The sequence below is a fragment of the Streptomyces sp. NPDC015032 genome, assembly GCF_043080425.1.
In the GTDB taxonomy this organism is placed as follows: Bacteria; Actinomycetota; Actinomycetes; order Streptomycetales; family Streptomycetaceae; genus Streptomyces.
The window spans coordinates 33,906-57,100 of sequence record NZ_JBIBVN010000009.1 but is presented as its reverse complement, the minus strand read 5'-3'; the positions used below and the strand labels follow the sequence as shown (position 1 = coordinate 57,100).

Annotated in this window: 10 protein-coding genes and 1 pseudogene; 7 read left to right on the top strand and 4 right to left on the bottom strand. The window is 70.3% G+C overall.

The genetic code is table 11. The annotated features are described in order from the left end of the window. Window positions 1-2: 2 nt before the first annotated feature. Genes ACF08M_RS15585 through ACF08M_RS15575 form a run of 3 tightly spaced genes read right to left on the bottom strand, consistent with a single transcriptional unit; the run spans window position 3 to window position 11,690 of the window. Window positions 3-338 (bottom strand): acyl carrier protein, encoded by a 336-nt coding sequence (locus ACF08M_RS15585; RefSeq protein ID WP_392185784.1) that lies wholly within the window; start codon window positions 336-338, stop codon window positions 3-5. Next, window positions 328-4,842, bottom strand: a complete 4,515-nt coding sequence (locus ACF08M_RS15580) for a beta-ketoacyl synthase N-terminal-like domain-containing protein (RefSeq protein ID WP_392185783.1) — start codon at window positions 4,840-4,842, stop codon at window positions 328-330. Before ACF08M_RS15580 ends, ACF08M_RS15585 begins: the two co-directional genes overlap by 11 nt. 8 nt (window positions 4,843-4,850) lie before the next feature. Next, window positions 4,851-11,690: an SDR family NAD(P)-dependent oxidoreductase gene (locus ACF08M_RS15575; RefSeq protein ID WP_392185782.1), complete on the bottom strand. Its 6,840-nt coding sequence runs from the start codon at window positions 11,688-11,690 to the stop codon at window positions 4,851-4,853. A 1,426-nt stretch (window positions 11,691-13,116) separates the two neighbouring features. Here ACF08M_RS15575 and ACF08M_RS15570 point away from each other — a divergent pair. From ACF08M_RS15570 to ACF08M_RS15540, 7 genes and pseudogenes are all read left to right on the top strand, one after another. Further along, the gene (locus tag ACF08M_RS15570; RefSeq protein WP_392185781.1) at window positions 13,117-13,953 is read left to right on the top strand and encodes an SGNH/GDSL hydrolase family protein; all 837 of its coding nucleotides are present in this window, start codon (window positions 13,117-13,119) and stop codon (window positions 13,951-13,953) included. 52 nt (window positions 13,954-14,005) lie between these two features. Then, window positions 14,006-14,173, top strand: a complete 168-nt coding sequence (locus ACF08M_RS15565; protein ID WP_392185780.1) for a hypothetical protein — start codon at window positions 14,006-14,008, stop codon at window positions 14,171-14,173. 54 nt (window positions 14,174-14,227) lie between these two features. After that, window positions 14,228-15,304 carry an FAD-dependent oxidoreductase gene (locus ACF08M_RS15560; protein WP_392185779.1) on the top strand — a complete coding sequence of 359 codons (1,077 nt, stop codon included), beginning with the start codon at window positions 14,228-14,230 and terminating at the stop codon, window positions 15,302-15,304. Between the two features lie 61 nt (window positions 15,305-15,365). Beyond that, window positions 15,366-16,348 (top strand): annotated as a pseudogene (locus ACF08M_RS15555) (IS5 family transposase). A 394-nt stretch (window positions 16,349-16,742) separates the two neighbouring features. Further along, window positions 16,743-17,222, top strand: coding sequence for a DUF6643 family protein (locus tag ACF08M_RS15550; RefSeq protein ID WP_392185778.1), 480 nt, complete (start codon window positions 16,743-16,745; stop codon window positions 17,220-17,222). A gap of 281 nt (window positions 17,223-17,503) precedes the next feature. Beyond that, on the top strand, window positions 17,504-18,112 hold the full coding sequence (locus ACF08M_RS15545; RefSeq protein ID WP_392185777.1) for a hypothetical protein: 609 nt from the start codon (window positions 17,504-17,506) through the stop codon (window positions 18,110-18,112). Window positions 18,113-18,264: 152 nt separating this feature from the next. Then, window positions 18,265-20,700, top strand: a complete 2,436-nt coding sequence (locus tag ACF08M_RS15540) for a right-handed parallel beta-helix repeat-containing protein (protein ID WP_392185776.1) — start codon at window positions 18,265-18,267, stop codon at window positions 20,698-20,700. Here ACF08M_RS15540 and ACF08M_RS15535 read toward each other — a convergent pair. After that, complete coding sequence (locus ACF08M_RS15535; protein ID WP_392185775.1) at window positions 20,670-23,066, bottom strand: hypothetical protein; 2,397 nt, start codon at window positions 23,064-23,066, stop codon at window positions 20,670-20,672. The genes ACF08M_RS15540 and ACF08M_RS15535 overlap by 31 nt on opposite strands. Between the last annotated feature and the right edge of the window lie 129 nt (window positions 23,067-23,195).

Below are 23,195 nucleotides of genomic sequence, written 5' to 3'. Positions count from 1 at the left end.
TGTCAGACCGCCTCGGTCGCGGGCATGGTGGGGAGGGAGGCCACGACGTGGTGCACCAGGTCACCCACGGTCAGCGCGATGATCTCCTCAAGTCCACGCTCCGCGATGAATGCGGCGAGGTTGACGGTGTCGCCGTAGTGTTCGCGCAGTGCCGTGGACAGCGTGACCAGGTCGATGCTCTCCAGTTCGAGGTCGTCATGGAATCGGGTGTTCATGGTGATCTCGGCGTCGGTGAACTCGTACTCGCCGAGCACCTCCTGCAGCATGCCGGTGACCTCGTCCAGCACGGTCAGTTCGGGGAGGGTGGGTAGTACGACACGGTGGCCTTCAGCGGTCATCGTCGCTCTCCTCATCGTGGGCGGTCGTCCAGGCGACGACGTAGTTCCTGGTGGGCAGTCCGGGTGGGTTGCGGACCGTACGGTGATGGACGTGGTAGGTGTCGCCACCGGTGCGGACGGTCAGTGCCGTGCCGGTGGCAGCGTGAATCCCGAAGTTCTTCGGGGCTCCGGCCAGGCCGGTGCCGCGGGCCTTGCCGACGGCCTCCTTGGCGGTCCAGAAGCGGGTGAACCACAGGGACTCGGATTCACCGGTGTCGCGGACCAGTGAAGCGAGCAGGTCCCGCTCCTGAGCGCCGAGCGCCGCCTCCAGAGTTCCGTCCGGACGCCCGATCGCCTCCTCGATGTCGATGCCGCAGGGGCCGCGTCCGGCGATCGCGACCGCGGCCTCTGCGCGGTGCGCGAGGGAGACGTGGAGGTCAGGGAGGGTACGGCCGTACGCGCCGATAATGTATGGGCGGCCTGTGGGGTCGTTGGCGACCCGTAGTTCCGAGGGGTAGATTCCGCCGCTTCCTGCGTTCCACAGCCGTCGGCGCACCGCATCCTTGACCGCGATCCGGCCAAGCAGCCACTGGCGCCGGCCACGGGGAGCGTGCGCGTCGTAGGCGGTACGTTCCTCGCCGGCCAGCATGTTCCGCATGATGAGCTCGCGGGTGGCCAGGTCGGGCCAGCGTTCGTGAAGCAGGACCCAGCCGCCGGGCTGCGGCTCGGAGAGGGTGTGGTGTTCCGGTTCCCGGTCCACTCGGCGGATATGCGGATCGCTGTCGAACCGGCGGTCGCGCCAGCCTTTGAATTCGGCCCATACGCGGCCGTGTCGGACCAGTTGCATGTCGGCTTCGAGCGTGGTGTCGGTGACGGAGACGATGCGGATGAGGCAGTCGAGCCGGTCACCTGGCACGGGGTGCGCGCCGTGGAAGCGGATTTCTCGCACGCGTACGGGAAAGACGGTGGTGCGGTTGGGTAGTTGGGACATGATCCAGTAGCCGAGCAGCTGGCCGACGTTGTCCAGCAGGGCTCCCGGGGCGGGCGGGGTGGTGATGACTCCTCGGACGTGCGCGTCGCCGATCGCGGTCAGTTCGGTGACGCCCTGGAAGCGGGGGCCATGGAACATCCAGCGTCGGGTGTACAGCTCTCGGGCCGTCAGGTCGCAGGGGCGTTCTTTGTCCTTGGGGAAGGTCCAGGGGGCGGTCGGTCGGGGATCGTGGTCCCGTGCGAGTTCGACGGTGGCCTGGGCGTACGGGCCGAGGGTGGTCGTCATCCGGGTCGCTGCGGAGGGGTGCGGAGGCTGGGGGGTGACGTGGACGGGGATGTCTGCTGCGGGGACGGCGGTGATCCACTGGCTGAGCCGGACGTCATGGACGGCCACTGCGCGCAGGCCGGGTGCTGCCTGCTCGGCGAAGTCCATGAGGTGTCTGATGACGGTGGTGCCGGGTACGACGGGCCAGCGGTCCGCCGGATCGGCCTGGGGTGGTTGCTTGAAGAAGCAGTGGTCAAGCAGGTAGGGCATGGTGTCGATCGAGACCCGCAGCGAGGTCCGAAGTTCACCTGGGGTGGCTGGTGGCGGGCCGGCGGGAGGTCCGGCCGGCCGGGGTGCGGGAACGTGGGTGGCGGCCCGAGGCGCGGTGGATCGGGGGCCGCTGTGGTGGCCCGCGGTGAGGACATCCACCGCGAGCGCCGCGGTGTCGTCGAGGAGGGCGGAGAAGTCGGCGGCCAGTGGGTTCTCGGCGGCGAGGGCGTCGAGGGCGGAGGCCCGCGCGCCGTGCGCCGTCCGGCGCGGCGGGGCCAGGGCGGCGCCCACCGCCGTGCGTGTGGGCTCGTCGAGGGAGATCAGCGCGCCGCCGAGGTCGAGCCGGACCGGGCGGTGTGCGCTCTTGCGCGCAGGAGTGGGGCGGAGTGCGGTCGTGTCCGGCTCGGCTCCGTCGGCCCACAGGGCAGTGGCCACGCGATGCAGCTGGGGAAGGCCGGAGCGGTGCGGGGAGTGGGCGGTGACCACGAGGTGGTCAAGGCCTCGCAGTGTGTCCGCGATCAGCGAGCCGACTTGGCCGGCTCCGAGTTGGACGAAGGCGCGGAAGCCGGCCGCGTACATGGTCTCGATCAGCTGGCGGAAGCGGACCGGTTCCAGAAGGTGCCGCACGAACAGCTCGCGTATCTCATCCTGTCGCGGAGGGTACTCCCCCACCGTGGTGGCGGACCAGACCGGCAGCCGCGCGGGGTGCAGCGTGTAGGTGTCCGCCGCTTTCCGTATCGGGTCCAGATAGGGCCGGAGCATGGGTGTGTGGAAGCCTGACCGGAACGGCAGGACCTGCGAGACCGCGCCCTTTTCGCGGAAGCGGTCGACGAATTCGTCGACCGCGGCCGACGGTCCGCAGATCATGGACTGGTGGGGGGCGTTGTCGTGCGAGAGGACGACCTGCGTCTGTCCCTCCAGGGCTTTCATGACGCGACCGGCGGGCGCACCGATCACCGCGAAGGCCAGGCCCGGCACACGCAGCGCGTCAGGATCGAATGAGGCCAGGAAGGCGTCGACCTCCTTCGGGGCGTGGATTCCGGCGACGGCCATGGCGGTCCACTCGCCGAGGCTGTGTCCGGCGAGCGCGTCGGGCGCGATGGCCATCCGCTCCAGTGCGGCGTGCAGGAGGCGGCCGAGTTGGAATACGCCAGTGCCCTGGCGGCCGATGTCGCCGACTTTGACGTCGGTGCCGGAAAGCGACCACGGCAGGCCGAAGTGGCGTGCGATGTCGTCGCAGTTGGTGTCGAATTCGGCTTCGAGCCCGGGAAAGATGAAGGCGAGACGGCCACCGGTGTCGCCCAGCAGCGGTTCGGGGACGAACCACAGGTCGTTCCTGCCGCGCCATGGCCGGCCCCGGTCGACCACCTTGCGGGCCAGCGCCAGGCGTTTGGCCGTCGGGTCCACCACACCGAGCCGTATGGGGCCGGCGGGCTCGGGCCCGGTCTCGTCCGAGGCGATGGTGAGGAGGGCTGCGTCATCGTGGTTCAGCATGCGTGCGAGTTCGGCGGGTGATGCGGCTGCCAGCCGGAGCACCCGTTCGGGCTCGCGCACCACGGCTGCGGGTCCCCCGGTGCCGGACACGGCGGCGATGGAGGTGGGCTGTTCCAGGACGACATGGGCGTTGATGCCGCCGAAGCCGAAGGCGTTGACCGCGGCGCGGCGTACGGGGCTGCGGGTGTCGGCCACCCACGGTACCGCGGCGTCCACGGTGGTGAAGCGGGTGCGGGCGAGTGCCGGGTGCGGGTCGTCGCAGTGCAGGGTCGGCGGGAGAACGCCACGGTGGACGGCGAGTGCGGCCTTGATGAGCCCGGCGATCCCTGCGGCCGGCATGGTGTGGCCGATCATGGACTTCACCGAGCCGATCACGCCGCGGGGCATGTTGTCCGGCGGGCCGAAGACCGCGGCGACCGTTTGCAGTTCGGCGGTGTCGCCCGCTGGGGTGGCGGTGCCGTGGGCTTCGAGCAGCCCGACGGAGCCGGGCTCGGCGGGATCCCGGCCGGCACTGCGCCATGCCTGGCGGATCGCCTCGGCCTGGCCCGCGGAGTCCGGGCTGAGCAGACTGCCGGTGCGGCCGTCGCCCGCCACGCCGGTGCCGGTGATCACGGCGTAGATCCGGTCGCCGTCGCGCTCGGCGTCGGCGAGCCGTTTGAGCACCACGACGCCGGTGCCCTCGCCGATGAGCACCCCGTCGGCGTCCCGGTGGAACGGCCGGATGCGCTCGCTCCGGGACAGGGCACCGAGTTGGGAGAACACGCTCCACAGCGTGATGTCGTGGCAGTGGTGGACTCCCCCGGCCAGGACGACGTCGCACCGGCCGCTCTCCAGCTCGTGGGCCGCGTGGTCGACTGCGATGAGTGAGGAGGCGCACGCGGCGTCCACCGTGTAGGCCGGGCCCCGGAGGTCCAGACGGTTGGCCAGCCGGGAGGCGGCCAGGTTGGGCACGAGTCCGATGGCCGACTCCGGTGCCTCGGGGCCCAGTTGGTCAGTGAAGGCGCGGCGCACCCGATCGAGGCGCTGTTCCTCGATGTCCGGCAGGAGTTCCCGCAGCGTTCGCACGAGCTGGCCGGCGGTGCGCACCCGCTGGTCGAGGCGGACCAGGCCAGGGGTGAGATAGCCGCCGCGCCCCAGGATCACCCCGGTGCGGCGCCGGTCGGCGAAGAGCCGGTCGGCGCCGCCCGCATCCTGGACCGCCTGGGACGCCACCCGCAGCGCGATCAGTTGGTCGGGCTCGGTGGCCTGCACGGAGGCGGGCATGACACCGAAGGCGGTGACGTCGACGTCGGCGAGGTCGTCGATGAAACCTCCGCGCCGGCAGTAGACGCGGTCAGCACGGCGTTCGGCATCCGGGGCGTAGTACGCGGCGTCCCAGCGGGCCGCCGGGACTTCGGTGATCGCGTCGACGCCGTGGACAATGTTGTGCCAGTACATGTCGAGGTCGGGCGCGCCCGGGAAGAGCACTGCCATGCCGACGATGGCGATCGGGCAGGTTCTGGGCATCGTGGCGGTCACCACCCCGAGGCGGTGTAGATGACGGCGGTACTCTCCTGCGGGCCCCAGGCCAGTTCGCGCAGCAGGCTGGTGGCGCCCTCGTCGGGGTCGATGAGGCGGATGCCGCGTGCCGCGTAGCTGCGCATCAGCTCCGGGGTGACCATGCCGTGGTTGGTGCCGGTGGGTGCCCACGGGCCCCAGTGGACGGTGAGCCCGCGGCGGCCGGTCCCGTCGCTCCAGTCGCGGCCGAGGGTTTCGAGGGCGTCGTTGGCGGCGGCGTAGTCGGTCTGGCCGCGGTTGCCCAGGGTGGCCGCGATGCTGCCGAACAGCACTGCGAGGCGGGGGCCGTGCGAGAGTCCGCCGACGGCGTCGAGCACGGTCCTGGCGCCGTCGGTCTTGGTGCTGAAGACCCGGTGGAAGGATTCCGGGGACTTCTCGGCGAACAGCTTGTCCTCGATCACACCGGCCGCGTAGACGATTGCGTCGAGTCTGCCGTGTTCGGTGTGCACGTTCTTCACGGCACGGTGCACGGCTTCGGCGTCGAGCACATCCACGCAGTGGTAGCGCACGCAGCTGCCCAGCCGGGTGAGTCGGCGGACGGTGTCGCGGACCTCGCGCTCGGCCTGGATCCTTCCGATCTCCCGCTCGACTTGAGCCGGGGACTTCAGGCCTCCCGCGATGAGTGCGGCTCGCAGTTCGGCGTCGGTGATGGCTGCCGTCGCTGGGGCTTCCTCCGGGGAGGGCAGCGGGGTTCGGCCGAAGAGTTCCAGGCGGCAGCGGGCGGCAGTGGCGAGCGTGGTGGCGAACCGGGCGGTGATGCCCCGTGCCCCGCCGACGAGGAGCACCACCGACTCGTGGTCGAGTCCGAGAGCCGCGGCCTCGGCGGCTCCGTCGTCGGAAGGCCCGGCTCCAGTGCTGCCCAGAACGCCGCGGTCGGTCTCGGTCATCCGCAGCCCGCGGCGGGTGTGCCCCGTGCGCAGCACGACCGGCTCGCGGTCGGCAGCGGTCAGCTCCGCAACGATCGCGTCGGCCGCGGTGGACAGGTCTGTTCCGGCGGGCTGTTCGACGACGCGGACGATGGTCTGCGGGTACTCCCGGGACAGCGAGCGGAAGAGTCCGCGCAGCCCTTCGGAGGCGCCGGCGGCCAGCAGCCAGCGCGGGCCGGTGGCCAGAACAGACTGGTAGAGGGGGACCTTGCCGGGCAGCACCGGCTCGTGGGCCGGGCCGCCGTCCGGGGAAGCGAGGTGGATCAGGCCGTCGAAGCGGCCGCCATCTATCCCGGTAGCGGTCACCGCCCGGGCACCGTAGAAGTCGAGCCGCTCGGTGACGGCCACTGCGAGCGGACCTTCACCGGTGATCAGGAAGGTTCGTCCGGTGAGTTCGGTGGGCTCCAGGGCGGCGGGCGTGAGGTCGAACTCGGTCATCACGAGCCGTTTGGGGGCCGTGACGACTGCTTCGATGTCTGCGGGTGGTACGGCCGGGGCGACCGCGGTGGGCTCGGCGGCAGCGGTCTCCAACGGTGGGGTGTCGTCCTGCCGTGCGGCGACGATCAGTTCGGCGATGCCCGCCGCAGTACGCGCCTTGGCCAGTTCCTCCATGTCTGCGCCGTCGGCGTCGGGCAGGTGGAGCCGTCGGGCCAGCTGGCCGGCGATCTCGGCCCGCTTGATGGAGTCGACGCTCAGGTCGGCCTCCAGGTCCAGGTCGGGTTCGATCATGTCCGCCGGGTAGCCGGTTCGTTCGCCGATCACCTCCAGGACGGCCGCGAGGACCGCGTCCGAGGTCAGCTCGGCCGGCTCGGGGTCCGGTGCGGGCTGCGGAACGGCGGGCGCGGGGGCCGCCGCCTCGGCGGGTTCGGCAGGCGCGGGCAGCGGGTTCGCGGTCAGCTCACGGGGTGCGTGCTCCACGGGCGCCGGGCCGGGCCGGGCACCGGGGCCGGCGCCGAGGTAGCCCAGCAGGACGTCGCGCTGAGCGGCCAGCATCTCCCGGCTCGTGCGCAGGAATTCACTGATGAGTACCTCGCTGCCGGTCCCCGCCGCACCCTGGGCGATGTCGGTGTGGAGCATGTGCCCGTGGTCCCCATGTTTGCCGGAAAGGGTGGTCACCAGGGCCTCCGAGATGCGTTGGGCGGGGTGCAGGGCTGTGGCGGCGATGGCACCGTCGGCGGTGCGTACGAGGTGGCCGTCGACGGTCCAGCCCGCGCGCCTGCGCCGGGGGACCTGGGCGGCGTCGACTGCGTCGCGGCCCTGGAACAGCCAACCGGTGCGTACATCGGCCCCGGCGACGGCGAGTTCGGCGAGCGCGGCAAGGAAGCCGGACAAGCCCGTGCCGTGCCGGGCTTCCAGGGTGACGGTACGGTGCGGGAGGTCGCCGAGGATTTCGGTGACCTGCCGGGTCAGCACTGCGCCGGGGCCCGTCTCGACGAAGATCCGGGCGCCTGCCTCATACATGGCCTCGATCTGCTCCACGAAGCGGACCGGCGCTCCGATCTGAGCGGCCAGTTCGGCGCGTATCGCCTCGGGGGTGGTGGGATAGACCGCGGCGGTGCGGTTGGACCACACCCGGATCGACGGCGTTTCCAGTGGCACCGAGGCCAGTGTCGCTGCGAAGGCATCGCCCGCGGCGGCGACCAGGGTGCTGTGGAAGGCGCAGGCCACAGGGATCCGTGTCGCCTTCAGCCCCTGCGTGCGCAGCCGCTCCACGGCGGTCTCCACGTCGTCGGTGGGGCCGGATATCACCGTCTGGCGGGGTGAGTTGTGGTTGGCGACGACGACGGACTCGCCAACGCCTGCCGTTTCCAGGGCGGCGGTGACCTGCGATGCCGGGGCGGTGACCGCGGCCATGGTGCCGGGGTCATCGGCGCCGCAGGCGGCGAAGACGGATTCGGCGCGTGCCCTGCTGCACCGGAGCAGTTCCTCGGGACCGAGGGCGCCGGCTGCGGCGAGGGCGGCGAGTTCGCCGTAGCTGTGTCCGGCTGTCATGTCCGGGCGGACGCCGGCCCGGCCGAGCAGATGGTGGGCGGCGAGTGCGGTGATACCGAGCGCGGGCTGGGCGACGCGGGTGTCGGTGACGCGGTCGGCCTGGGCCTGGCGCCCGGCCTCGTCGAAGCCGGCGGGTGGGAAGAGGGCCGCCGCGGCGGGCTCGTCGAGACGCAGGAAGCGCTGGAGTTCGGGAAAGGAGACGAACAGGTCGGCGAACATACCGGGGCGCTGGCTGCCCTGCCCGGGGAAGAGAAAGGCGATCTCGCCCGGTTCGGTGCCGTCCGCGAGGTGGATGCCGTCGTCGGGGGCGTGCTCGCCGTCCATGGCGCGGCGCAGCGCTGCCGTCAGCTCCGGTACGGAGGAGACGAGTACGGCGATATGGGTGGGCAGGCCGCGCACGGCCGCGAGGTCCGCGTGCCGGGAGGCGGCCAGGGCGAGGTCCCGTAAACGGGGAGCCTGATGCGCCGTGTGGTCGGCCTCGGCGAGAGCGAGGAGTTCCCGGGCGGCCTGGGCGGCAGCCTCTCGGTCGGCGCCTCGGAAGGTGAACAGCTCGGCGGGCCACTCGTCGCGGGCGTGGGTGGGTGGGGCGCCGTCGTCGTGAGCGCGCACGACGACGTGGAAGTTGGTTCCGCCGAAGCCGAAGGCGCTGACGCCGGCCACGCGTTCGGCGGGTGGCACGGGCCAGGGCCTGGCCCGGGTGTGGAAGACGAAGGGGCTGGTGCGTTCGTCCCAGGCGGGGTTCGGCTGCCGCAGGTGGAGCGTGGGGGGCTTGACGCCGTGATGCAGCGCGAGCGTGGTCTTGATCAGTCCGGCAAGGCCTGCCGCGCACTTGGTGTGGCCGATCTGGGACTTCACCGAGCCGAGGGCACAGCCGCCGGGGTCTGCTCCGGCCTGGGTGAAGATCTCGGTCAGGGCACTCAGTTCGGTGCGGTCACCGACGACGGTGCCGGTGCCGTGGGCCTCGACCACGCCGACCTCGGCCGGTGAGATCCCGGCGTTTCGGTAGGCACGCGTGAGTGCCCTGCGCTGACCGTCGATGCGCGGCGCGGTGAGGCCGAGGGCCCGGCCGTCGCTGGAGCTGCCGACGCCCTTGATGACAGCGTAGATCCGGTCGCCGTCGCGTTCGGCGTCGGCAAGCCGCTTGAGGACCACGCAGGCCACACCCTCGCCGAGCGCGATGCCGTCGCCGGAGCGGTCGAAGGGCGCGGAACGGCCGGAGGGGGACAGTGCGTGTGCCGAGGCGAAGAGCAGGTAGTCGTTGATGCCATTGTGCAGGTCGGCGCCGCCGCACAGCACCAGGTCGCTGGTGCCGGCCGTCAGTTCTTTGCAGGCCACGTCGACTGCGGCGAGGGAGGAGGCACAGGCGGCATCGACCGTGTAGTTGGCCCCTTGGAGATCGAGGCGGTTCGCGATCCGTCCGGCGATGACGTTGGCGAGGATGCCTGGGAAGGAGTCCTCGGTCAGGTGCGGCAACTGGGCGTCCAGCTCGGGCGGAAGCTGTCCGACGTAGGAAGGCAGGACCGTGCGCAGTGTCATGGCGTTCGACAGGTCGCTTCCGGCCTCGGCTCCGAACACCACGGAGGTTCGGTCCCGCTGAAAGGGGCGGTCGGCGTAACCGGCGTCGGCGAGTGCGCGCCGCGCCACGTCGAGGGCCAGCAGCTGGACGGGTTCGATGCTCGGCAAGGAGGCGGGCGGGATGCCGTAGTCCAGGGGCTCGAAGGGGATCTCGGGCAGGAAACCGCCCCAGCGCGAGGGGGTGTGTTCCCCCGCCCCGTCCTCGGCGTAGTAGGCAGAGGGATCCCAGCGCGAGGCGGGCACCTCGGTGACGGCATCGGTGCCGGATAATACGTGTCCCCAGAACGACGCCAGATCGGGGGCCTTGGGGAACACGCAGGCCATCCCGACGATGGCGATATCCAATGGCTCGGGGGTGACAACCGGCTGGTCCGGTCCGGTGTCGAGGGCAGCCTTGCGTCGGTCGAGGAAGGCCTGCGCGCCGCTGGTGACCGAGACGTGCAGCGCGGCAACGGTGGTGACCTGCGATCGCAGGACGGCTACCTGGCCAGCCATGAACATGCCCTCGGAGAGCTGCCGGTCCTCGTCGACCTCGCACAGTTCTTCACCGACACGTTCGATGCCCTTGCTCGCCAACCGCAGTCGGCCGACGTTGAGTTGCTCCAGGCGCACCCAGGCATCGCGGCTGGGTACGTCATCGGTCCGCAGCTGCTCCTTGAAGGCCGCGAACTCGTCGGTGAAGGGGCTGCGCACACAGCGGGTGGCATGACCGGGGGCCGATTCCAGCAGTTCGGTGTGCTCGGCGTCGACCATCTGCTGCTGGAAGAGCGGCTGTACCGCGCCTGCTGAGACGGCCTCCTCGGTGAAGAGGTACGCGGTACCCATGAGGACTCCGGTCGCGACGCCCTGCGCGGCGAGGGGGGCGGTCATGGCGGCGACCATGGCTGCGGATCGCGCGTCGTGCACGCCGCCGGCGAACAGCAGTTGGAGTTCGGCGGCGGTGCTCTTCCCGGCAGCGGCGAGGAAGTCGTCCACCACGTCGAGCTGCGCCTGCCACAGCGGGAAGCTGGCGCGGGGGCCGATATGGCCGCCGCATTCGGAGCCTTCGAAGACGAACTTGTGTGCACCCGAGTCAAGGAACTGGCCCAGCAGTCCGGGCGAGGGCACGTGCAGAAAGGTCGAGATGCCGGCCTCTTCGAGAGCCACGGCCTGCGCGGGACGACCGCCGGCGATGATGGCGTGCGAGGGGCGGACCTCCCGGATGACCTCCAGCTGGGCGTCCTTGATCTCCTCGTCGGCGAAGCCGAGGACTCCGACACCCCAGGGCGCGCCGCCCAGGGCGCTGCGGGTCTCTTCCAGCACCGTGCGGGTCCGCTCCGCTCCGGACACGGCGAGCGCGATGAACGGCAAGGCGCCCTCTGCGGCCACGGCGGCGGCGAATGCCGCCTGGTCACTCACCCGTGTCATTGGCCCCTGAACAACAGGGAGTCGAGTGCCGAAAGCACGGCTGCCCATGCTGTCCGGTCCGAGTACGGGCGTGCCGTCGGAGAGCGCGCTGCTCACCGCGGCGCGTATGCCACGGATCGCTGCGCCCAGTGTGCCCCAGCGCCGTTGGAAACGGACCGGCAGGAACGCATCCTGGCCGATCTCCAGAGGGGGTGCGGCACGGTCCGAGGCGGGGGCACGTCGCCGCAGCACGCGCAGGCCGTCGTCGACGACGGTCTCCGAGCCGTCGAGTCCGCCGAGTGCGCTGGTGATTTCCGCGGGGAGTTCCGCCTCGGCGAGCAGCGCGGTCTGGGTGTCGAGGACCACGCCGACGGCGCCGCCGGCGACCGCTGCCGCCGCGGTGTGCGTGCCGATTCCGCCGCAGGCCCATACCGGCAGACCGTCGGCCTCGTCCGCGAGCAGCTGCTGCAGCAGCACGAACGTGCTCAACTCGCCCACCCGGCCGCCGCCTTCATGGCCGCGGGCGATCAGTCCGTGAGCCCCGGCCGCCACGGCGTCTCGCGCCTCGGAGCCGGAGGTCACTTCGGCCAGCACACGGCGCCCGGGGAAGTCGGCGGCGGTCGTTGCCGCCCCGGCGGCGAGGACCACGGTGTGGACACAGTCGGGAAGATCCGGCGCGGGGACGCCGTGCCCCTTGCCCAGCCGTACGCCGAACCCGGAGCGTGCCCACTCGGCAGCCAGGCCCAACTGTTCACGGGCGGACCGGGCATCACCCGTCAGGTCGAGTACTCCCAGTCCGCCCGCACGTGCGGCGGCTGCGGTGAACCGTGCCGACGCGACACCGAACGGATGCACTGCGAGGACGAGATCAGCCGTCGTGGACCTACCACGATCAGTACCAGCACAGGGCGTGCGCATGGAAACACTCCAGGGGACAAGGAGGCGCGCGAAATCGAATATCCAGAAACGACGCCAGTCGCTCTCTGTGCAGGACGCGCGAAAACACGCGGGCCTGACTCGGTGTCGAAAAGAGGAGCGATCTGTCGCGAATCAAGCGCCTCAGGAAGGGTGGGGGTAAGGCGTTCGAGGGCAGGCAGCCGTGACCCTACTACGGAGTACGACAATCCACTCGACTTTCTCGGTTACAGCTTGACATCGATGGACCGAATTGACGGGACATCAAGTTCACGACACTTTTTGACGCAAACGACACCGAAGCGAATTATCAAAGTTGCAACAAAATTTCCGAAATCACCCGAACGCGCCATTATGAATCCACATGCCTGATCCGCATTCATTCCTCACGGCAACCGCACCCCGCAACGCGGGAGACAAGGGCCGCCCCGCAGCCCCCGGCAGCAGCACGACGAGGGCCATGACACCTCACCATGCCGCCGGAATGCCACAATACATCCATATATGAATGCCCCACCTTGCGATGGACCGAATCCGACGCCGCACACCGATCCACCAGGGATTACGGGGCAGCCCTTAAACACCCGGCATCTGGCATCTGGCATCTGGCATCTGGCATCTGGCACGCCATGGGCGCCCGCAACACATAAATTCCGCCAACCCTGGCTCACGCATCTATACCAATGAAGGCAGAGGCGGCGTGATCGTTCACCCACGCCGATCACCGGATCCAGCCCCACAGAAGTCGCGAGAAAGACCGCCACGCCGGCCTGTTGAACGATCTCTCGGATCGCCACTTTCACTGTTGACACATGCTGGCCACTTGGGATACGGTCCGCCGAATTGGCGCGCAACCCCCCACTCAAACGGCTTCCGCTTCGGTGGCTTGAAGCGGGAGCCAGAAGGAGACATTTAAATGTCTAGCCTGCTCAAAAGTCGAGTTTACAGTTCCCCAAGATATTGACGCGTGCAGCGATTGGTCTGGCAGCGGGAGTTCTGCTCGCGGAGGACGTGACCGCGGGCCGATTTCACGGACACCACCGACGCCCCCGCCACCACACACCGTCGGGCTCCTGAACTCCCGCTGCGCCGCCCCAACGGACCGTGACCTGGACATCACCCGGGCCGTGTACCGGACAGCAGTCGACCGCGGCGTCACCGACAAGGTGCTGTTCGTCGCGTCCGATACGGGCTGGGCACAGTCGCACGTGAACAATCTGAATGTGGCGACCGCGACTCGCTCGGTTCCTTCCAGCAGCGCCTGAGTCAGGGCCGGGCACCGCGGAAGAGTGCATGAGCCCGATGCACGCCATCAACGCGCCCCTGGCCCAGACCATTCCCAACGACGCCGGCAACCCGGACCTCACGGCGGGCGAACTGCGCGGAGCGTGCAGCGATCAGCCGTCCTCACACACTCCAGGAGTGAAGCATGCGCTCATCAAGAGCCCGCAGACACCTCGTGTCCCTTTCCCTCGCGGTGGCTGCCGCCTGTCTTGCGGTCCCGGCTGCCCCGGGTGCGTACGCTGCGGACATCGAGCCGACGGCCGCCGGCACGTATGTGGCACTCGGCGACTCGTACGCCGTCGCGCCCGGCACACGCGAATACGACAACCCTGACGACCCGTGCCGTCGTGGACCGTCGACGTACCCCCGGTTATGGGCTCAACATCACTCCTCCTACTCTTTCGTGGAGGCGTCGTGCTCCGGGGCGACCACCACGGAGCTGACCAGCCAACAGGTGCCGCAGCTCACCACGGACACCACACTGGTGACAGTGCAGGTGGGCGGCAACGATGTCGGTTTCGTCGATGTGCTGAAGAACTGCATCCTCACCATCGACGACAAGGACTGCATCGCCGGGGTGGAGGCCGCAAAGGCCGCCGCGACCAGCAGTCTGCCGAGCGCCCTGACAAGCACATACGCGGCGATTCGAGCAAAGGCGCCCGACGCCGAGGTTGTGGTGGTGGGCTACCCGCGGCTGTACACGATCGGTGGCAGTTGCGGTATTTTCGGGCTGAGCGACCGCGAGCGGACGGCACTCAACTCCGCCGCCGACACCCTCGCCTCAGTCCTGGCGGCCGAGGCCGCAAAGGCCGGGTTCACCTTCCTCGACCCGCGTGCCGCGTTCGACCCGCACACTATCTGCTCCAACGGACAGACCTGGGTGACGAGCCTGGAGTGGGACAAGATCGACGAGTCCTACCACCCCAATAAGGCCGGGCACAGCGAGGGATACCTGCCGTTGCTGAACGCAATCACGGGCTGATCGCGGCACTCTGTTCGGCGGTTCCGGACACGCCGCCGCATTCGTGGGTCCGGTGGCACAACTGCTGGCGCCGAATCACCGGCTGGTGCACGAGCACGTGCAGCCCCTGGCTCAAAGGGCTGCGCACTACCTCGACTTCGTGATCGCCTCTGAAGGTCACCTGTGGCTCGCGTCCCTGCTCAACCAGTTCGGTAACGAGGGGTATGCCGCCGGCTCGTAACCCGGCTGACGGCAACTGCCGCGACAATGCCCATATACCGACAGGAGCAGCGCCATGACCGCCGAGGCCGACAGCATCCCCCGCATCGCTATCGTAGGAGCCGGCCTCGGCGGTCTCATCTGTGCCCGCACCCTGCAGAGGCACCACCGCGCTGTCACCGTCTTCGAACGTGAGAGATCCAGCGACGTCCGCTCACCGGGCGGCACCTTCAGCATGCAGCCCGGCATGGGCCAGGACGCCCTGTGCGCGGCAGGCCTGCTCGACATCACTTCCCTTGCCCGCCCCGAAGGCCGGGAGGTGCGCATCTTCGACAGCGATGCCACGCTGTTGCATCGCTTGCCGCCTGCCGACGAGAGGACCGGGGCGCCGGGCATGGACTGCGACCGGCTTCGTCAGCTGCTCCTCAGCACCCTCCTTGAAAGCACTGTCTTGTGGGGAACCTCCGTGGACCGGGTCGTACCGCTGCCCGACGGCACCAGCTGCGTCCACCTCGGCAACGGTATGACCGAGGACTTCGACCTGGTCATCGGCGCCGATGGCGCTTGGTCGAGCACCCGGCGGGCTCTCTCCGAGGCGGTTCCAGCCTATCTCGGCAGGATGTTCGTCGAGGCGTACATCAACGATGCGGAGACTCGTCAGCGCAGCGTCCTGCACCTGATCGGAAGCGGCAGCATGGTCGCGAAAGAGGGCACCAAGGCCATAGTGGCCCGACGCCACAGCAACGGCCGCGTACGCCTCCGCGCCACATTTCATGCACCAGAGACTTGGCACACCGCACTCGACCACGCAGACGCCGGGATGGTGCTCGCCCGCCTGCTGGAGATGTACGACGGCTGGGACGACCAGCTGCTCGACCTCCTTCGTGTCAACGACGGCGGCTTCGTCAACCGTCCCCTGTACGCCCTGCCCGTCCGGATGTGGGCCCACGTCCCAGGCGTGACCCTGCTGGGGGATGCCGCCCATCTCATGCCGTCGTTCGATGTCGGTGCCAATCTGGCCCTGCTGGACGGCGCGGACCTCGCCGAAGCGCTCGTCACCGAGGGCAGCGTCGACGAAGCTGTGCGCGCCTACGAGAACGCGATGTCGGCGCGCTGGATCGAGAACGCCGAGCGCACCGCATCGCGCCAGTGACCACAGTCGTCCGGGAATCAGCTGCACTGCCCTGGCTTTGGAGGGCCTGGGGGCCGCGCCGCTGTGGAGCTTCTACGAGAACCTGTTCCCCGCCCAGCCGCGCAGCCGCACCTGGAGGAAGGCCCGGCTCGATCGTAGACCGACCGGGCAGCCGGCCAAAGTCGAACTGCGCGATGTGTTCGACGCGATCCTCTACATCAACCGCACGGGAATCCCCTGGAAATATCTCCCCCACGACTTCCCGAACCACGGCACTGTCTACGCCTACTACGCCGCCTGGCGCGACGAGGGAATCTTCGCCCAGCTCAACTACGACCTCACCGGGCCGGCCCGGGTAAAGGAGAGGCGCAAGCCCGAACCGACCGCCTCCGTGATCGACACCCAGAGCGTGAAGACCTCCAGCAACGTGCCCCTGACCAGCCAGGGAGCCGACGCCGGGAAGAAGATTGCCGACCGGAAACGAGGCATCCTCACCGACACGATCGGGCTCCTCCTCGCCGTGACAGTCACCGCCGCGAGCCTTTCCGAAAACGCCGTGGGAATGCAACTCCTCGACCAGGCCAAGCAGACTTACCCGACCATCTCAAAAAGCTGCGTCGACAACGGCTTCAAGAACGCCGTCGTCGAGCACGGCGCGATCCTGGGAATCGACGTCGAGGTCGTCGAAAGAGACCCGGAAATCCGCGGCTTCCACGTCGTCAGAAGACGCTGGGTCGTAGAACGCAGCATTGGATCGATCACGGTGCACCGCCGCCCGGCCCGCGACTACGAGACCCTCACCGCCAGTTCTGAAGCGTGAGCCATCTCGCCTCGATCGGCAACCTCGCCAAGCGCATAACGGACGAGACCACACCCACCTGGGGCGCGTCTGCGATCCGGCGGTCGTTCCGCCCCACGAGACGGGCTTCACACCTGATTGCACCTGCCAGTCAATATCTCGTGGGACAAACAAATCGTGGAGAACATTCTGGAGCCGGTCAAGGAAGGTGCGCACCTCCCTGTCCGTGGCTCAGGCGACCTGCTTGGTACCGAGGTTGGGGGTGAGGCGGAGACAGACACAGGCGGCATAGCAGGAGGGCTTGTTCTCCCGAAACCAGGAGCGTCACCGCCGAGCCAGAAGCCCCGGTGGCCACCGCGCAAACTCTCGGTGGTGGCCACTGGCAGGCCACGATTCCCGTCAGTGATCTCCTGATAGTCACAAGGTTCCAGGCGCTCGGGTCGAGGCCCTCCGTCCCTGGCAAGTGGCACGCGGGTGTAGCCCTTTGCAGTCCATCCGTAACGTCTCGTCAGCCATGAGGGCCGCCCACGGAAAAATCCCAGCTACTAACGGAAGCTTTATCGATGTTCTAGCAGGTCAGGCGGTCAGAACCAGCATAAAACGGATGACCCCAAGATTAGGGCTCCCCAACCAGCACATCGTGGGCTTAACTTAGGTGCTATGACCTCCCCCCGCTCCACCTACGGCGGCGGCTACTTCGCCGCACCGTCGTTCCCCGACACTCCGATCTACGACTCCCTGGTCGCGGAGCGGGGCACCCCTCAGATCGCTCCGATCCGAGTGCCTGCCGCCTACGACACCGGCAACAGCTACCTGCCGGCTCTCCCCGCGGCCCTGCCGGCCCTTCCCGCGGCACCCTCCCCGCCCGGCCCGTCGTACGGCTACCAGCAGCCGGCCCAGCAGGGTTACGCGCCGATGCAGCCCGCTCAGCTGCAGCAGGCCCCGGCGCCGTACATCCCTCAGCAGCCGTCCGCGGCCCGCGGCGGATACCAGGCGGCACCCCAGCCACCGCAGCAACAGCATCGGCCCGCCCCGGGTACCGGGTACGAGGCGATGCGTCCGGCATCGCCGCGTCCCGCCCCGGCGCCCTCTCCCTACGAGGACCCGTACAACCGCCCTTACCAGGGCCGGGGGTACTGAGCCGGGAGTCGCAGACGGTCGCACCGAGGTCGTCGTCGAGCCATGGGGACTCGTCGGCGGCCTCGGTGTTCCCGCACCGGGCCGTCCCGGCCCTTCTCGGCCGGTACGGCCCTCCCTGGTCGCACACGTACCCCGGACGGACCGTCAGTCTCCGTCGCAGGACGGGGAACTCATGAGGGCGGCCGGTGCGTTGTCGGGGTGAGGCTGCTCTCTCTTCGCCCTTTCGGCGCGCGAGGCGTGCCGTATCGCGTCAAGACGGATACGGAAGGGGGTGCGGGACGGTGCGAGCGGTTTCGGGAGTGTGGCGATGGCGGCGCAACCCTCTGTGCCGCGCCACTGACCGGCGCGAGGCATGGGTGGCCCTGGTCGCGCTGCTTCTCATGGTGCCGGTGGCGCCGGCGCTGGGCTGGGTGTGCGGATCGCTCACCGACGACGCCCTGCAGAAATCGGTGCGGGTCCAGCAGGCCCGGCGTCATGCCACGACCGCCGTCGTGCTCCATCGGTCGCCGGAAGCACCGCGTTTCGCCGCCGACCCCGAGGTGTCCTCGGAGCGCACCTCGCAGACCCTGGTGGTGGCACGCTGGAAGGCTCCGGACGGCACGGACCGCCGCGGTACGGTGACCACCCTCTCCCGGAGGGCGGAGCCCGGGGCCGAGGTGGAGATCTGGACGGACCTCGACGGCCGCCCCGTGCTGCGGCCCATGGACGCGCCGACGGCACATACGCACGCGGCGCTGGCCGGGTTCGGGGCGATGCTGCTCACCGTCGGGCTGATCGAGGGCGGCCGCCGCCTGATCGTCCGGCGCATGGTGCGGGCACGGTACATCCGGATCGACCGCGCCTGGGCCGAGGCCGGTCCGGACTGGGGCAGGACCGGGACCGGCAGCTGATCGGCTGCTGATCGGGGCAACTCCCGGCCGCCGCGCGCGCTACGGTGGACCGGCCCGCCCGCTCACTCGGCGGGCGGCCCCGGGGTTCACCGCTGCCAAAAGGCCGGTGACCCGGGCATCACACACGCACGAGGCGGGGACACAACAGCGCCATGGCACAGGGCACGGTCCAGGTGACGCACACCGGTACATCGCGGTGGCGGCGCCGCACAGGCGAATACACCTCCCTCACCGCAGCCCTGGAGGCCGCGGCGGACGGTGATGTCCTCACCGTCGCGCCGGGCACCTACCGGGAGAATCTGGTCCTGCATCGCGCCGTGACCCTGCGCGGACCCGAGGGCTCGGCCGGCTCGGTACGGATCGCGCCGGCCGACGGGGTGCCGTTGACCGTCCGCGCCTCCGCCGTCGTCTCCGACCTGCATGTGGAGGGCCAGGACTCGACGGCCCCGGCGCTGCTCGTCGAGGACGGCGCGCCCGAGCTCGCGGATCTGCGGATCGTGACCCGTTCCGCCGCGGGGATCGAGGTGCGCGGTACGGCCCGGCCCACCGTGCGCCGCTGCACGGTCGACAACCCCGCCGGGGTCGGCGTCGCCGTACTCGACGGCGCGGGCGGCGTGTTCGAGCAGTGCGAGGTCGTCTCGGCCGGCCAGTCCGGTGTCTCGGTCCGTGACGGCGCGCATCCGCGGCTGGAGCGCTGCCGGATCCACCACGCGTCGGGCGCGGGGCTGAGCGTCACCGGCGAAGGCAGCGGTCTGGAGGCCGTCGGCTGCGAGGTGTACGAGATCAAGGGCAGCGGAATCCAGGTCACCGCCCGTGCGGCCGCCCACCTCACCGAGTGCACGGTGCACCGTACTTCGGCGGACGGCGTCACGCTCGACACCGACGCCGTCCTGACGCTGGCCGACTGCGACATCCACGACATCCCGGAGAACGCGGTGGATCTGCGTTCCCGCTCGGTCCTCACCCTGACCCGCTCCACGGTGCGCCGGTTCGGCCGGAACGGTCTCTCGGTCTGGGATCCCGGCACCCGCGTCGACGCCAACCAGTGCGAGATACATGACAGTACGGGTGACTACCCGGCGGTCTGGGTGAGCGACGGGGCGACGGTGATACTGGACTCCTGCCGGGTCCATGACGTACCGGACGCCATCTTCGTGCTCGACCGGGGGTCGCGCGCCGATGTCGTCGACAGCGATCTCTCCCAGGTCCGCAATACCGCGGTCTCGGTGAGCGACGGGGCGACCGCCCAGCTCGACGACTGCCGCATCCGTGAGGCGTCCACCGGCGCCTGGTTCCGCGACCACGGCAGCAGCGGCACGCTGAACAACTGCACCATCGACGCCGCGCAGACCGGAGTGATCGTCACCAAGGGCGCGGACCCGACGATCGAGCGCTGCACGGTCACCTCGCCCGCCGAGGCCGGTTTCTATGTCTCCGCCGAGGGCCGCGGCACCTTCCACAGCTGCCGGGTCACCGGGAGCGAGGGCTATGGCTTCCATGTGATGGACGGCTGCCGTACGACGCTGACCCATTGCCGTACCGAACGGTGCGCCCGCGGTGGCTACGAGTTCGCCGAGGGCGGCACCCACGGAGACGGGCAGGGGGCGGGGCCCGTCGTGGAGGACTGCACGAGCGACGAGAGCGCGCTGCGCTCCCCCGTTCCCCCGGCCCCTGCCGTGCTGACGGCGACCCAGTCGGCACCCGGGCTGCTCGGCGCGGTGCCCGGACCGCGGGCCACGGAGCCCGCCCCGGCCGAGGTGCCCGCCGCCGTACCGGTGCGCGCGTCGGACGCCGTTCTCGGAGAGCTGGACGCGCTGGTGGGCCTGGACAGCGTGAAGCGGGAGGTACGCGCCCTCACCGACATGATCGAGGTGGGCCGTCGACGCCGGGAGGCCGGGCTCAAGGCTGCGTCGGTCCGGCGGCATCTCGTCTTCACCGGCTCCCCCGGTACCGGAAAGACCACGGTGGCCCGGCTCTATGGCGAGATCCTCGCCTCGCTCGGGGTGCTGGAGCGGGGCCATCTGATCGAGGTCTCCCGCGTCGACCTGGTCGGCGAGCACATCGGCTCGACGGCCATCCGCACCCAGGAGGCCTTCGACCGGGCGCGCGGCGGGGTGCTGTTCGTCGACGAGGCGTACGCCTTGTCGCCCGAGGACTCCGGCCGGGACTTCGGCCGGGAGGCGATCGACACGCTCGTGAAGCTGATGGAGGACCACCGGGACGCGGTGGTCGTCATCGTCGCCGGATACACCCATGAGATGGAGCGGTTCCTCACCATCAACCCCGGGGTGGCGTCCCGTTTCTCCCGGACCATCACCTTCAGCGACTACGAGCCGGCCGAACTGCTGCGGATCGTCGGGCAGCAGGCCGAGGAGCACGAGTACAGCCTGGCCTCCGGGACCGGGGAAGCGCTGCTGAAGTACTTCACGGAGCTTCCCAAGGGCCCGGCGTTCGGCAACGGTCGGACGGCGAGGCAGACCTTCGAGTCGATGGTGGAACGGCACGCGGGCCGGGTCGCCCAGCTCGCCGAGCCGAGCACGGACGACCTCAGCGTGCTCTACCCGGAAGACCTGCCCGAACTCCCTTGAGTCCGCGGGGTCTTCGCGGTCCCCTCCCCGTCGGCCTGGCGGGGCAGGACCGGGGCGAGCCGGTCCAGCAGCGCGGCTCGTTCCTGGGCGAAGACGGGGTCCGCCTGGTAGTCCGAGTGCCCCAGTACCGGCTCGGGCAGCGGATGCTCGGGGGTACGCCCGTAGACCAGGGGGTCCTTCAGCGGCCCCCGGTCCACCTCGGGCTCCGGTCCCTCGTCGAGCCGGACCCGGCCGCCGATCGGATCGGTGGCCCGCCAGAGGTTGCGCCAGCAGTGCACGGACCGGTGCAGCCCCTGTAGCGGTCCGGGGCCGAAGTAGGCAGGAAACCAGCGCGCGTAGAGCCGCTCGATCGGCGAGCCGTAGGTGAGCAGGGCGACCCGGCTCCGGGTCTCCGCGGGCAGTTGCCAGACCGCGGACGCGGCGAGGACACTGCCCTGGGAGTGGCCGGAGATGACGAGCCTGCCGTGGGTGAGGCGGGTCCAGCCGGACATCCGTGACGTCAGATCGGGCACGGCGCGCTCGGCGTAGCAGGGCGGTGCGAAGGGGTGGGCGGCGCGCGGCCAGAACGTACCGACGTCCCACAGGATGCCGATGGTGCGCCGGGCCGAGGCGTCTCGATAGGCACGCCGTCCCCAGGTGACGAAGAGTATGAAGCCGAGTCCGATCATCCAGGAGCCGGTCGACTGGGCCGCTTCCGCCACGGACTCGATGAACGGGCCGCTGCCCTTCCCCGCCCGGCCGGGCACCTCGCCGCTCGCCCAGGCCCCCCCGACCGCCGCCGCACCGAGCAGCAGCGTGGCGCCGGAGACCGGGCCGAGAATCCAGGGCGCCGAGTCGGTGAGGGCCGCCGTGGCCCGGATGCGGGCGATCTGCCGGGTCCGGGCGGCGTCCGGCCGTTCCTGCCCGTACTCCCGGTCGATCTCGGGTTCCAGGGCACGGGCTGTGAGCCAGGTGCGTACGAGCAGCACGGCGCCGGGGACCGCGAGCAGCACCAGGAGTACGGGGATGACCGAGGCCTGCCAGCTGAGCAGCACCGGCGGCCCCTCGATGACGGCGCTCGGGCCCATGCCCGGGGTGCCGGAGCCGTCGAGCCAGTCGGCGACACGTTGGGCGACCCCGCCGGTCATGACGCCGCCGAGTGCGCAGGCGAGCATGGCGACCACCGGTCCGCCGAGTCCGTACATGACGGTGCGGGGTTCGGGAACCTTTCGGTACAGGCCGAGCGACACCACGGCGAGAGCGACGACGAGCGTTCCCTGGCCGAGCGTGATGATGCTGAAGGCGGCGTCGCCGGGCAGGGCGCCCGTCGAGACCCAGGCGGGGCGCGACCATGCCGCGTACCCGGCGGCGAGGGCGAGCAGGGCCAGAGCGGCGCCGGGCAGATAGGTGATGAGGGCCCGGTCGAGCCGGTTGTCGAGGCGCCGTTCGCTGCGGCCGCGGCGGCAGACGACCCACAGCACGACGAACGCGCCCAGGACGAGCGACGCTTCGATCAGCCGGCCGAGGATCCCGGGCACCGGGCCGGTGACGGCGCGGTCGTGGCGGGCCGCGGCGCCCGCGACCGACGCGGCGACGGTGAGGAATCCGGCGGCGGTGTGGGCGGCACGCAGCCGGGCGACCAGTCGGCGGCCGTACCAGAATCCGGGCCGGCCGAGGGCCGGGCGGCCGGCGGCCGGGGCGCCGGAAGGGGTGGGGACGTGCGCGGTCTCCGGGTCGGCGTCGTCCGGTTCCGATCCGGTGAACGGGCGCTGCGATTCGTATGCGCTCCACGTCCGGTTGGACAGGAACCAGAGCAGACCCACCAGGGCCGTGGGTACGAGCGCGGCGAGAGCGAGCCGCCGGCCGGGCTGGGACCACCAGCCGCCCTGTGCCGTCGACAGGAAGCCGAGCCAGGACCGCTTGTCCGAGCAGTCCGGCACGCCCGCGCACTGCCAGGCCGTCAGATCGAGCGCGACCTCGCACGCCGCCGCGGTCAGCAGGACCGTGAGGCTGAGCGCGACGAGCCGGACGAGGACCCCGTACAGGCGCACCGCCCGGGTGCGGCCCCGGGCGGTGGGGCGCATCCAGTGGGCGAGATTGACCACCATGAAGGGGAGCAGCAGCAGCCACAGGGCGCGGGAGCCGTTGCCGGAGGTGAGGTTGGACCAGCAGTAGGCCTCGGCGATGGGCCGGTCGCGGTACCGCTCCGGGTGCTGTTCGGCGTCCATGTCCCCGGCCCGCCGGTACATGGCGGCGGTCGCGTCGCCGGTGACCCGGACCGGACGCGGGTCGTCGAGCATCTCCTGCGGGGTGGCTCCGCCCACGCCGTGGACCAGCAGTTCCAGCGCGGGCCCCGGACTCTGCGGGGCCTGGTTGGGAGGTGGCACTGGAGTGACTCGCTCTCTCGGTCGTGGGGGGAAGTGCTGATGCACAGTCGTCAGAATCGTGGCAGCGGGCCGGTGCACGCACCGCTCTCACGGAATCTCCCCAGTGCGGCGGCCGGCCACACCGCATGG